The organism is Paracoccus liaowanqingii (assembly GCF_004683865.2).
Taxonomy (GTDB): Bacteria; Pseudomonadota; Alphaproteobacteria; order Rhodobacterales; family Rhodobacteraceae; genus Paracoccus; species Paracoccus liaowanqingii.
The window spans coordinates 596,929-609,619 of sequence record NZ_CP038439.1 but is presented as its reverse complement, the minus strand read 5'-3'; the positions used below and the strand labels follow the sequence as shown (position 1 = coordinate 609,619).

10 protein-coding genes are annotated in these 12,691 nt (G+C 68.3%); 7 read left to right on the top strand and 3 right to left on the bottom strand.

Annotated features, from left to right (window positions below; all coding sequences use genetic code 11):
• The first annotated feature begins 15 nt into the window (after positions 1 to 15).
• The 6 genes from E4191_RS02930 (at position 16) to E4191_RS23615 (ending at position 6,506) form a co-directional block, all read left to right on the top strand.
• The gene (locus E4191_RS02930; RefSeq protein ID WP_135312081.1) at positions 16 to 363 is read left to right on the top strand and encodes a DUF2849 domain-containing protein; all 348 of its coding nucleotides are present in this window, start codon (positions 16 to 18) and stop codon (positions 361 to 363) included.
• Positions 356 to 2,014 (top strand): nitrite/sulfite reductase, encoded by a 1,659-nt coding sequence (locus E4191_RS02925; protein WP_135312080.1) that lies wholly within the window; start codon positions 356 to 358, stop codon positions 2,012 to 2,014. The genes E4191_RS02930 and E4191_RS02925 overlap by 8 nt, the downstream gene beginning before the upstream one ends.
• On the top strand, positions 2,007 to 2,738 hold the full coding sequence (locus E4191_RS02920) for a phosphoadenylyl-sulfate reductase (RefSeq protein WP_135312079.1): 732 nt from the start codon (positions 2,007 to 2,009) through the stop codon (positions 2,736 to 2,738). The genes E4191_RS02925 and E4191_RS02920 overlap by 8 nt, the downstream gene beginning before the upstream one ends.
• Positions 2,735 to 3,121: a DUF934 domain-containing protein gene (locus E4191_RS02915; RefSeq protein ID WP_135312078.1), complete on the top strand. Its 387-nt coding sequence runs from the start codon at positions 2,735 to 2,737 to the stop codon at positions 3,119 to 3,121. The genes E4191_RS02920 and E4191_RS02915 overlap by 4 nt, the downstream gene beginning before the upstream one ends.
• A gap of 53 nt (positions 3,122 to 3,174) precedes the next feature.
• On the top strand, positions 3,175 to 4,017 hold the full coding sequence (locus tag E4191_RS02910; protein ID WP_135312077.1) for a ferredoxin--NADP reductase: 843 nt from the start codon (positions 3,175 to 3,177) through the stop codon (positions 4,015 to 4,017).
• Between the two features lie 161 nt (positions 4,018 to 4,178).
• Entirely contained in the window at positions 4,179 to 6,506 is a 2,328-nt protein-coding gene (locus E4191_RS23615; protein ID WP_176562614.1) for an OmpA family protein, read from the top strand.
• 59 nt (positions 6,507 to 6,565) lie between these two features.
• On the opposite strand, the gene E4191_RS02900 is transcribed toward E4191_RS23615, so the two are convergent.
• Positions 6,566 to 8,428 (bottom strand): ABC transporter ATP-binding protein, encoded by a 1,863-nt coding sequence (locus E4191_RS02900; protein ID WP_135312076.1) that lies wholly within the window; start codon positions 8,426 to 8,428, stop codon positions 6,566 to 6,568.
• A gap of 166 nt (positions 8,429 to 8,594) precedes the next feature.
• On the opposite strand from E4191_RS02900, the gene E4191_RS02895 reads away from it, so the two are divergent.
• The gene (locus tag E4191_RS02895; protein WP_135312075.1) at positions 8,595 to 9,095 is read left to right on the top strand and encodes a ferritin-like domain-containing protein; all 501 of its coding nucleotides are present in this window, start codon (positions 8,595 to 8,597) and stop codon (positions 9,093 to 9,095) included.
• A gap of 231 nt (positions 9,096 to 9,326) precedes the next feature.
• On the opposite strand, the gene tuf is transcribed toward E4191_RS02895, so the two are convergent.
• The gene (tuf, locus tag E4191_RS02890; RefSeq protein ID WP_135312074.1) at positions 9,327 to 10,502 is read right to left on the bottom strand and encodes an elongation factor Tu; all 1,176 of its coding nucleotides are present in this window, start codon (positions 10,500 to 10,502) and stop codon (positions 9,327 to 9,329) included.
• Positions 10,503 to 10,562: 60 nt separating this feature from the next.
• Positions 10,563 to 12,686 carry an elongation factor G gene (fusA, locus tag E4191_RS02885; RefSeq protein WP_135312073.1) on the bottom strand — a complete coding sequence of 708 codons (2,124 nt, stop codon included), beginning with the start codon at positions 12,684 to 12,686 and terminating at the stop codon, positions 10,563 to 10,565.
• Positions 12,687 to 12,691 lie beyond the last annotated feature (5 nt).

Below are 12,691 nucleotides of genomic sequence, written 5' to 3'. Positions count from 1 at the left end.
CACGAGGTTCCCGTCATGAGCAAAGCCTTCACCCCCACGGCAGCCCGCCCCGGCGTCATCACCGGCAACGACCTGCGCGAAGGCTTCAACGTCTGGATGTGCGACGGTGGCTGGACCCCGGACCCCCTCAAGGCCACGCTGTTCGAGGACGAGGCCATCGCCGATCTGGCGATGCTGGAGGCGATCGGCCAGGCCGACCGCGTCGTCGGCCCCTATCTGGTCGAGGCGAAGCGCGGCCCCGACGGCCCCCTGCCCGTCCATTTCCGCGAGGAATTCCGGCAGCGTGGCCCGTCCAACTATTTCCATGGAATCCAGGCCGACCGGCACTCCGGGGCCCAGAAAACGGAAACCGCCCATGTTTGATGTCCGCCCCGTCGAGACCGATTACGTCCGCCACCGCGCCGCCGAATTCCGCGCCCAGGTCGCCCGCCGCCTGGACGGCAGCCTGACCGAGGACGAGTTCAAGCCGCTGCGCCTGATGAACGGCGTCTATCTGCAGCTGCATGCCTACATGCTGCGGGTGGCCGTGCCCTATGGCACGATCAGCCCCGACCAGATGCGCACGCTGGCCGTGCTGGCCGAGAAATGGGACAAGGGCTATGGCCACTGGACCACGCGCCAGAACATCCAGTTCAACTGGCCCAAGCTGGTGGACATCCCCGACATGCTGGACGCGCTGGCCGAGGTCGGCATGCATGCCATCCAGACCAGCGGCAACACGATCCGCAACGTCACCACCGACGCCTTCGCGGGGGCTGCCTTCGACGAGGCGGCGGACCCCCGCCCCTATGCCGAGCTGCTGCGCAGCTGGTCGACGGACCATGCCGAGTTCCAGTTCCTGCCGCGCAAGTTCAAGATCGCCATCTCGGGCGGCAAGAAGGACCGCGCCGTCATCGCCGCCCATGACATCGGCCTGCGCCTGACCGAACGGAACGGCAAGACCGGCTTCGAGGTCTGGATCGGCGGCGGCCTGGGCCGCACCCCCCTTCTGGGCAAGGTCGTCCGCGACTTCCTGCCCGAGGAGGATCTGCTGCCTTACGTCGAGGCGATCATCGCGACCTACAACCTGTCGGGGCGCCGCGACAACAAGTACAAGGCCCGCATCAAGATCACCGTCCACGAGCGCGGCATCGACACGATGCGCGCCGAGATCGAGGAGGAATTCCTAGCCCGCCGCCGCGCCTTCAACGGCGCCGACCGCGCGGCGCTGGCGATCTTCCAGGACCGCTTCCGCGCGCCCTCGTTCCGCAACGCCCCGGTGGACGGCTTCGAGGCCGAGCGCGCCGCGAATGCCGCCTTCCGCAGCTGGTCGGACACGAACCTGCACGCGCACAAGGTGGACGGCTATGCCAGCGTCGTGGTGACCTTCAAGGCGCCGGGCCAGACCCCGGGCGATGCGAGCGCCGATCAGATGCGCCTGCTGGCCGACCTGGCCGAGCGTTACGGCCATCACGACCTGCGCATCATGCATGACCAGAACGTCGCGCTGCCGCATGTCCACAAGTCCGACCTGCCGGAGCTGTATGCCGCGCTGCGCGAGGCCGGGCTGGCCACCGCCAATGCGGGCCTGACCAGCGACATCATCGCCTGCCCCGGCATGGATTACTGCGCGCTGGCCACCGCCCGGTCGATCCCCATCGCCGAGGAGATCGCCGACCACTTCCGCGCCCTCGGGCTGGAGCAGGAGATCGGCAACCTGAACATCCGCATCTCGGGCTGCATCAACGCCTGCGGGCATCACCATCTGGGCCATATCGGCATCCTGGGTCTGGATCGCGCAGGGGTCGAGAACTATCAGATCACCCTTGGCGGCGACGCCTACGACATCCCGGCCATCGGCGAACGCGCCGGCGCGGGCTTCCCCGCCGAAGAGGTCGTGCCCGCCATAGACCGCCTGCTGCGCGCCTACCTTGAGGTCCGCGAGGATGCGTCCGAGCGCTTCATCGACGCCTATCGCCGCTTGGGCCAGGCGCCGTTCAAGGCCGCGCTCTATCCGGCGCCGGCCCATGCTTGACGGCAATCTCGACACGCGGGCGGGGCGGCTGAACGACCGCTATCGCCACCACGCGGCGATCGAGGTCCTGCGCCGCGCCGTCACCGACCCCGATCTGGGGCGGGTGGCGCTGGTGTCGTCCTTCGGCGCCGAATCGGTGGTGCTGCTGCACATGGTCAGCGTTGTCGCCCCGGGCCTGCCGGTGCTGTTCATCGACACGCACATGCTGTTCCCCGAGACGCTGGCCTATCAGCGCGACGTGGCGCGGCGGCTGGCCCTGACCAACGTCCAGACCATCACCGCCACCCCGGCCGAGATCGTCGCCCGCGATCCCGACGGCACGCTGAACCAGACCGATCCCGATGCCTGCTGCGACCTGCGCAAGACCGTGCCGCTGGAGCGGGTGCTGTCGGGCCATGACGCCTGGATCACCGGGCGCAAGCGCTTCCAGAACGGCCAGCGCGCCGCGCTGGAGTTCTTCGAGCCCGAACCGCCCGCCCGGCTGCGCGTGAACCCCCTGGCCCATTGGCGCCCCGAGGACGTGCAGGACTACATGATCGAAAACCGCCTGCCCCGGCATCCGCTGGTGGCGCAGGGCTATCCCTCGATCGGCTGCGCGCCCTGCACTTCGCCCGTGGCACCCGGCGAGGATCCCCGCTCGGGCCGCTGGCGCGGGCAGGCCAAATCCGAATGCGGCATCCATTTCATCGGCGGACGCATGGTCCGCAAGCAGGTATCGGCATGAACGAACAGTTGAACAGCGACCCCGTCCTGGCCCGCGACGACGGCTTCCACCCCGTGACCGAGGTCGCGCAGATCACGCTGGCCCCCGACACCGCCCCCGCCAGCCTGTCCGACCATCTGGACCTGCCCCTGATCGCCATCGACTTTCCGTCCTTCAGCGACGGGCGCGGCTTCACGCTGGCCCGCCTGCTGCGCGAAGCCGGATACACGGGCCGCCTGCGCGCCACCGGGCGCCTGATCGCGGATCAGTACGCCATGGCCCGCCGCGTGGGCTTCGACGAGGTCCAGGTCGCCGCCGACATCGCCGCCCGCCAGCCCGAGGACCAGTGGCGCGCCCGCGCCGACTGGAAGGCCTGGGACCATCGGGCGCATCTGGCCGGCTGAGGCGACCCTTTCGCCCGCCCGCCCCATCGACTAGAAGACTGAAGGAATTCACAATGACGCTGGACCTGCCCGTGACCCAGACCACGACCGAGGCCGCCAAAGTTACCGTCCCCGACGCCCAGACAGTGACATCGGTCACCAAATGGACCGACAGCCTGTTCTCGTTCCGCGTAACCCGGCCTGCCAGCCTGCGCTTCCGCTCGGGCGAGTTCGTGATGATCGGCCTGCCCGGCGACAACGGCAAGCCGCTGCTGCGCGCCTATTCCATCGCCTCGCCCAACTGGGATGACGAGCTGGAATTCTATTCGATCATCGTGCCCGACGGACCGCTGACCTCGCGCCTGCAGCACATCAAGCCGGGCGACCAGATCATCCTGCGCCCCAAGCCCGTGGGCACGCTGGTGCTGGACGCGCTGCTGCCCGGCAAGCGGCTGTGGTTCCTGGCCACCGGCACCGGCATCGCGCCCTTCGCCTCTCTGATGCGCGATCCCGACACCTACGAGCGCTACGAGCAGGTCATCATGATGCACACCTGCCGCACCGGCGAGGAGCTGGTCTATGGCGCCGAACTGGTCAACAACCTGCGCCACGACCCGCTGCTGGGCGAGCTGTTCGGCGAGGATTTCGCCAGCCGCCTGAAATACTATCCCACGACGACGCGCGAGCCCTCGCCCTTCATGGGGCGGATCACCGACAACCTCAGCTCGGGCAAGGTGCTGTCCGATCTGGGCCTGCCGCCGATCTCGCCCGAGACGGACCGCGCGATGATCTGCGGCAGCCTGGCCTTCAACATCGACGTCAAGGCGGTGCTGGAGGGATTCGGCCTGCACGAGGGCGCCAATTCCGAGCCGCGCGAATTCGTGGTCGAGAAGGCCTTCGTCGGCGAGGGCGTCTGAGACCCCTGCCCCCGACCGTGCCGCACAGGCCGCGTCCCCCCGGGGGCGCGGCCTTTTGTCTGCATAAGACCGCCCATCACGCGATGGTCACGGCAAGTTTGGGAACCCTTGGCGCAAGTCCCTGTTAAACCTCCAAAGACGGATTCCCGAGGAGGACCTTCATGCGCCGGATCATCCACAATACGACCGCCCTTGCGGCCTGCCTGTCGCTCATGGCACCGCATATGTCCATGGCGCAACCGCGCCTGCCCGAGGCAGGCCCCCAAGGCTCTGCCGGACTGGTTCTGGCGCAGGCCGAGACCGCCCCCGAGGGTCAGGTTCCGCCCCCCGCCGAAGCTGCCGAAGAGGCGCCCGAGGCGGACGCCGAGGCCGACATGCCCGCAGAGGACGCGCCGGCCGCCGAGGAGGCAGCCCCCGAGGCCGAGGCCGAACCTGCCGCCGAGGCTGAGCCCGCCCCCGAGCCCGAAGCCGCTCCGGAACCTGCCGAAACCGAGGCGCCCGCCGAGGCCCCGGCAGAGGAGCCCGCAGCCGAAGCCCCCGCCGCGCCCGAGGCCGCTGCCCCTGCCGAGGCGGAAGCCGCCCCCGAGCCCGCACCTGAACCGGAGGCCGAAGCCGCACCTGAGCCCGAGCCCGCACCGGAAGCCGCGCCCGAGGCACAGGCCGAGACGCCGCCCGCGCCGCGCCCCGAGGCCGTGACCACGCCGACCCCCGAGCCCCGGCCAGAGACGCCGGAAGGCACCGCGCCCGAGCCTCGCCCCGAGGCGCAGACCGACGCCGCCCCCGCGCCCAATCCCGGCCGCGCGGAAGAGACCCGGCCGACCCCGGCCCCCGCGGGCCGCAGCGCCGTGCAGGATGCGCCTGCCGAGGCCGCCCCGACCCCCGAGGCCCCGGCAGAGGCCGCGCCGACCCCGGACGCCCCTGCCAGCCAAGCCCCTGCTCGCAATCCGCAGCGCCAGCAGCAGGATGATGCGGCAGTCGCCCCCGCCGAGGATGCCGAGGCCGCGACGGGCCTTGAGGCTCTGACCGAAGCCCTGCGCGCCGAGACGGAAGCGGACACCGCCCCCGAGGCTGCCGTTAAGGCCGAAGCGACGACCGCCGAGGCCACCCCGGCCGCCGGCGGTGCCCTGAGCCTTGCCACCGGCCCGGTCCAGGCGGAGCGCGCCGGAAACATGCAGGGTCTGGCCGGAGTGCTGGACGCCGAGATGGCGGGCGGCCTTGACGCCTCGCAGCTGACCTGCCTGTCGGGCGGCACCTTCCCCTGCGCCGATGGCGGCCGCGCGATGACCCCGCAGGGCGTCGTGGTCGAACCCAACGACGATGGCGCGCTGCGTCTGGCCCCGGCCGTCGCGCAGATGTACCGCGTCCGCGACGGCCAGATGGTCCAGCGCGCCGCCGAGGAGGATGCGCCCGAGACCGAAGCCTCGCGCGAGGCGGCCGAGGCCAGCACGCCCTCGACCGCGGCGGCGCTGAATGCCGAGGAGGGTTCGGGCGAGGTGACCGAACAGCAGGTGACCGAGGACAGCGCCCGCTCGTCGACCGAGGATTTCGCCACCAACCTGCGCGATGCCTTGGCCGGGGCCACCGGCCAGCAGCCCGAGGCGCGCGAGGAGGACGACGACAACACCCTGCGCAACGCTCTGCTGCTGGGCCTGGGCGCCGTCGCCGTCGGCACCTACCTGAACAACAACCGCCAGGTGGCCCTGTCGGCCCCCGACCGGGTGGTCGTCACCCGCGCCGATGGCAGCCAAGAGGTTATCAAGGACGAGGTGGCCCTGCTGCGCCAGCCCGGCTCGACCGTGGCGACCGAGAACTTTGACGACGGTTCGTCACGCACGATCGTGACGCGCGAGGATGGCAGCCGGGTGGTCACCATCCGCGACGCCAACCTGCAGGTGCTGCGCCGCACGCTGGTCTCCGCCGACGGCACGACCACGCAGCTGATCGACGACACGGCCGACGTCCAGCCCGTCGATGTGGGCCAGCTGCCCGCCGCCGCCCCCGTCCAGACCGGCACCGCGCCGCTGAACGAGGACGAGCTGCGCGCCGCCCTGCAGCGCGAATCCGAGGTCGGTCGCCGCTTCACCCTGTCCCAGATCCGCAACATCGCCGAGGTGCGGGCCCTGGTGGCGCCGGTGAACATCAACGGCATCACCTTCGACACCGGATCCGCCGCGATCCGGCCCGAGCAGGCGCAGGAGCTGCAGGGTCTGGGCCGCGTGATCCAGGAACAGATCGCCGCCAACCCGCGCGAGATCTTCATGATCGAGGGCCATACCGACACGGTCGGATCGGACGCCGCCAATCTGGCCCTGTCCGACCGCCGCGCCGAGACGGTCGCCTTGGCGCTGACCGAGTATTTCGACGTGCCGCCGGAGAACCTGGTGACCCAAGGCTATGGCGAGCAGTTTCTGCGCGTCCGGGCCGAGGGCGACATCCGCGACAATCGCCGCGCCTCGGTGCGCCGCATCACCGAGCTTCTGGCCCAGTAGGGCCCGGCAGCTCGACCCTTGAAAGGGCCCCGGCATCGCGCCGGGGCCCTTTTGCCATCTCAGGCAGGGGCGTCGGGATCGTCGGCGATTAGGAAGCCGCCCGACTGGCGCTGCCAGAGGCGGGCATAGAGGCCCCCGGCCGCCAGAAGTTCGGCATGGCTGCCCTCTTCGATGATGCGGCCGCGATCCATCACCACCAGCCGGTCCATCGCGGCGATGGTCGACAGGCGATGCGCGATGGCGATGACCGTCTTGCCCTGCATCAGCGCCTCCAGCCGGGACTGGATCGCGGCCTCGACCTCGCTGTCCAGGGCGCTGGTCGCCTCGTCCAGGATCAGGATCGGCGCATCCTTCAGCGCCACCCGGGCGATGGCGATGCGCTGGCGCTGGCCGCCCGAAAGCTTGACCCCGCGTTCGCCCACATGCGCCTCCAGCCCCCGCCGACCGGCGCTGTCGGTCAGGTCGGGGACAAAGCCCTCCGCCTCGGCCATGCGCAGGGCGTCCTGGATCTGCGCCTCGGTCGCATCGGGGCGGCCATAGGCGATGTTGTCCCGGACCGAACGGTGCAGCAGAGAGCTGTCCTGCGTCACCACGCCGATGGCCGCGCGCAGGCTGTCCTGCGTCACCGCGCGGATGTCCTGCCCGTCGATGGTGATGCGCCCCTGATCGATGTCGTGAAAGCGCAGCAGCAGGTTGATCAGCGTGGATTTCCCCGCCCCCGACCGGCCCACCAGCCCCACCCGCTCGCCCGGGCGCAGATGCAGGGTCAGGTCGTCCAGCACCGCCATGGGCTGCGCGCCCGCCGCGCCCTGATAGCGGAAGGTGACGCGGTCGAACAGGATATCGGCCGGGCCGGGGCGCAGCGGGACGGCGTCCGGGGCGTCGCGGACCTCGCGCGGCAGGGCCAGCGAGGTGATGCCGTCGCGCACCGTGCCGATATTCTCGAACAGCGCCGCGAACTCCCACATGATCCAATGCGCCATGTTGTTCAGCCGCAGCGCCAGCGGCACGGCGATGGCCACGGCCCCCACCGCCACCTGCCCCTCGGACCACAGCCACAGGCCCAGGCCCGCCACGCTGGCGACCAGCCAGACGTTGAGCAGGTTCAGCACGATGTCCTGCAGGCTGGACAGGCGCATCTGCGCATGGACGGTGCCCAGGAAGCGATGCATGCCGTCGTGCATCCAGCGCTCCTCGCGGTCGGAATGCGAGAACAGCTTGACCGTCGCGATGTTGGTATAGCTGTCGACGATGCGCCCGGTCATGGCGCTGCGGGCATCGGCCTGCGCCTCGGCCACCCGGCCAAGGCGCGGCACGATCTTCCACAGAAGCGCCCCGTAGGCCAGCGCCCAGATCAGGAAGGGCAGCGCCAGCCGCCAGTCCTGGCTGGCCGCCAGCACCATCGCCCCCAGGAAATAGATCAGCACGTAGCTGCCCACATCCATGATCTTCATGGCGACCTCGCGCACGGCCAGCGCGGTTTGCATCAGGCGCTGCGCGATGCGGCCCGCGAACTCGTCCTGGAAATAGCCCACCGACTGGCGCAGCAGCCAGCGATGCGCCTGCCAGCGGATCCGCTGCGGAAAGTTGCCCATCAGCGACTGATAGAGGATCAGAGAGCTGAACAGGTTCAGCAGCGGCACCACGATCAGCAGCACCAGCCCCATCAGGGCGATGCGGCCCCTCTGTTCGGCCCAGAACTGCTCGGGCGGGGTGTCGGCCAGCAGGTCGATCAGCTGGCCCAGCCAGCCGAACAGCATCACCTCGACCAGGGCGATCAGCCCTGAGCCGATGGCCAGCAGCACAAGCCACGGCATCGAGCCGCGGCTGAAATGCAGCACGAAGCGCCACAGCCCCGCCGGCGGCATGGTCGGGGGCTGGTCGGGATAGGGGTCGATGCGTCGTTCGAACCAGGCAAACATGGTCCAGCCTTTCAGCGATGGGGGGCGGTCGGGGGCCAGTGCTGTGGGCGCGGGCCGGCCTTGTCAAGCCGCGCCGGTCACGGTCGCTTGATCAGGGCCGGCTTTTCGGAACGCGGGCACGGCCGGACCGTTGGGGGGCAAGATCACGAACTTGGAAGGGACCGACATGACCATCGACAATCTCAAGGACCTCTATATCGACCAGCTGAAAGACCTCTATTCGGCCTGCAAGCAGTCGATGCCGATCGTCACCGAGATGGGCCGCGCCGCCCATTCGCGCGAACTGGCCGAGGCGCTGATCGCCGGCAACGAGGGCATCGGCCGCGGCATGGAATCGCTGGCCAAGCTGTGCAACGACCATGGCGAGGACCCCACGGGCGAGCACTGCAAGGGCATGGAGGGTCTGGTGATCGAGGCCAAGAAGCACGCGATCGACGCCAAGTTTGGCGACAACGACGTGCGCGACGCGGCGATCATCACCCAGTACCAGCGCCTGACGCATTACGCGATCGCGGGCTATGGCTGCGTGCGCACCTTCGCCAACCGCCTCGGGCTGGATGGTGACGGGGCCGTGCTGCAGGAATGCCTGGACAGCACGCGCCACGGCGACGTCCACATGACGAAGATCGCCGAAGGCGGCGTCAACAAGGCGGCAGCCGAAGCCTGATCCGAGGCGGTCCGGCGATCGCCGGACCGAACGGTCACATTGAAACGCCCGGCAGGTTGATCCTGCCGGGCGTTTTCATGCGTGGACGAGATATGTCCCCTCACAGTGCACCCGTGACGACTGCCGCGTCCTCCGCCATATCAGTTTAGCCCGCCGCACGCCGAAGGGGCCGCCCTTTCGGACGGCCCCTCCTGTCTTGGGTTCATGTGGCCCTGCCCTTTCGGGCGGGGATCACTTGATGATCTTGGAGACCACGCCGGCGCCGACGGTGCGGCCGCCCTCGCGGATGGCGAAGCGCAGCTTCTCTTCCATGGCGATCGGGGCGATCAGCTCGACCTCGAACTTCAGGTTGTCGCCGGGCATGACCATCTCGGTGCCCTCGGGCAGCTTGACGGTGCCGGTCACGTCCGTCGTGCGGAAGTAGAACTGCGGGCGGTAGTTGGCGAAGAACGGCGTGTGACGGCCACCCTCTTCCTTGGTCAGGATGTAGGCCTCGGCCTCGAAGACGGTGTGGGGGTTCACCGACTTGGGCTTGCACAGCACCTGGCCGCGCTCGACGCCCTCGCGGTCGATGCCGCGCAGCAGCACGCCCACGTTGTCGCCGGCCTCACCGCGGTCCAGCAGCTTGCGGAACATCTCGACGCCCGTGCAGGTGGTCTTGCGGGTGTCGCGGATGCCCACGATCTCCAGTTCGTCGCCGACGTTCACGGCGCCGCGCTCGATCCGGCCGGTGACGACCGTGCCGCGGCCCGAGATCGAGAACACGTCCTCGATCGGCAGCAGGAACGGCTGGTCGATCGCACGCTCGGGGGTCGGGATATACTCGTCCACGGCCGCGATCAGGGCGCGGATCGAGTTCTCGCCGATCTCGGGGTCGCGGCCTTCCATGGCGGCCAGGGCCGAGCCCTTGATGATCGGGATGTCGTCGCCCGGATAGTCGTAGGAGGTCAGCAGCTCGCGGACTTCCATCTCGACCAGCTCCAGCAGCTCCTCGTCATCCACCTGGTCGACCTTGTTGAGGTAGACGACCATGAAGGGGATGCCGACCTGGCGGCCCAAGAGGATGTGCTCGCGCGTCTGCGGCATCGGGCCGTCGGCGGCGTTCACGACCAGGATCGCGCCGTCCATCTGGGCGGCACCGGTGATCATGTTCTTGACGTAGTCGGCGTGGCCCGGGCAATCCACATGCGCATAGTGGCGCGCCTCGGATTCGTATTCCACGTGGGCGGTCGAGATCGTGATCCCGCGGGCCTTCTCTTCGGGCGCGCCGTCGATCTGGTCATAGGCGCGGAATTCGCCGAAATACTTGGTGATCGCCGCCGTCAGCGTCGTCTTGCCGTGGTCGACATGGCCGATCGTGCCGATGTTGACGTGCGGTTTGTTCCGTTCAAACTTTGCCTTGCCCATGGGATGGCTCCTTGTTCTTCGATGCGTGGTGTGTGGCGGGGCTGGTGCCCCGCCGCAGGATCAGGCGTATTTCTTCTGGATCTCGTCCGAGATGTTCTGCGGCACGGCCTCGTAGTGGTCGAACTGCATCGAGAACACCGCACGACCCGACGACATGGAGCGCAGGTTGTTGATGTAGCCGAACATGTTGGCCAGCGGCACGAAGCAGTCGATGACGTTCGCGTTGCCGCGGCTGTCCTGCCCCCGGACCATGCCACGACGGCTGGTCAGGTCGCCGATGATCGAACCGGTATATTCCTCCGGCGTGACGACTTCGACCTTCATGATCGGTTCCAGCAGTTTAGCACCGGCCTTGCGCAAACCCTCGCGCATCGCGGCGCGGGCCGCGATCTCGAAGGCCAGGACCGACGAGTCGACGTCGTGGAAGGCGCCGTCCGTCAGCGCGACCTTGAAGTCGATCACCGGGAAGCCGGCCAGCGGGCCCGAATCCATCACCGACTTGATGCCCTTTTCGACACCCGGGATGTATTCCTTGGGCACCGCGCCGCCCACGATCTTGGATTCGAACGAGTAGCCCTCGCCCGGCTCGGTCGGCGTGATCGTCAGCTTGATGCGGGCGAACTGGCCCGTACCACCGGTCTGCTTCTTGTGCGTGTAGTCGATGTCGGCCTGCTGGCTGATCGTCTCGCGATAGGCCACCTGGGGCGCACCGATATTCGCCTCGACCTTGAACTCGCGCTTCATGCGGTCGACCAGGATGTCGAGGTGAAGTTCGCCCATGCCCTTCATGATCGTCTGGCCCGATTCAAGATCGGTTTCCACACGGAAGGACGGGTCTTCGGCCGACAGGCGCTGAAGGGCCAGGCCCATCTTCTCCTGATCGGCCTTGGACTTCGGCTCGACGGCGATCTCGATCACCGGCTCGGGGAAGGTCATGGTCTCCAGAACCACCGGCTTGGCCGGGTCGCACAGGGTGTCGCCCGTGGTCGTGTCCTTCAGACCGGCCAGCGCGATGATGTCGCCGGCAAAGGCTTCCTCGATTTCCTCGCGGTTGATCGAGTGCATCATCATCATCCGGCCGACGCGCTCGCGCTTGCCCTTGGTCGCGTTCAGCAGCTGGTCGCCCTTCTTCATCGTGCCCGAATAGATGCGCGTGAAGGTCAGCGAGCCGACGAAGGGGTCGTTCATGATCTTGAACGCCAGGCCCGAGAAGGGCATGGAATCGTCCGCACGGCGTTCGATGTCGCGCGTCTCGGTCTCGTCGCCCGGCGTGAAGCCCATGTAGGCGGGCACGTCCAGCGGGTTCGGCAGGAAGTCGATGACCGCGTTCAGCAGGGGCTGCACGCCCTTGTTCTTGAACGCCGACCCGGCGGTGACCGGGAAGAACGACAGCGACAGCGTGCCCTTGCGGATCAGCATGCGCAGCGTCGCGTCGTCGGGCTCGGTGCCGTCCAGATAGGCCTCCATCGCCGCATCGTCCTGCTCGACGACCAGTTCCAGCAGGTTCTTGCGCCACTCGTCGGCCAGATCCTTCAGCTCGTCGCGGATCGGACGGCGGAACCAGGATGCGCCAAGGTCTTCACCTTCCCACACCCATTCCTCCATCTTGATCAGGTCGATGATGCCTTCCAGCTTGTCCTCGGCACCGATCGGCAGGGCAATCGGGCACGGGGTTCCGCCGGTGCGGTCCTTGATCATCTTCACGCAGTTGAAGAAGTCCGCGCCGATCTTGTCCATCTTGTTGACGAACACGATCCGCGGAACCTTGTAGCGGTCGGCCTGACGCCAGACGGTCTCGGTCTGCGGCTCGACGCCGGCATTGGCGTCCAGCAGGCAGATCGCGCCGTCCAGCACCGCCAGCGAACGCTCGACTTCGATGGTGAAGTCCACGTGGCCGGGGGTGTCGATGATGTTGAAGCGGTATTTCGTGTCCGAAGTCCCCTCGGTGGTGGGGTCTTCCTGACGCTGCCAGAACGTGGTGGTCGCGGCAGACGTGATCGTGATGCCGCGCTCCTGCTCTTGCTCCATCCAGTCCATGGTCGCGGCGCCGTCATGCACTTCGCCGATTTTGTGCGACTTGCCGGTGTAGTACAGGATGCGTTCGGTCGTCGTCGTCTTGCCGGCATCGATGTGGGCCATGATGCCGAAGTTGCGATAACGCGGAAGCTGATATTCGCGTGCCATGAATT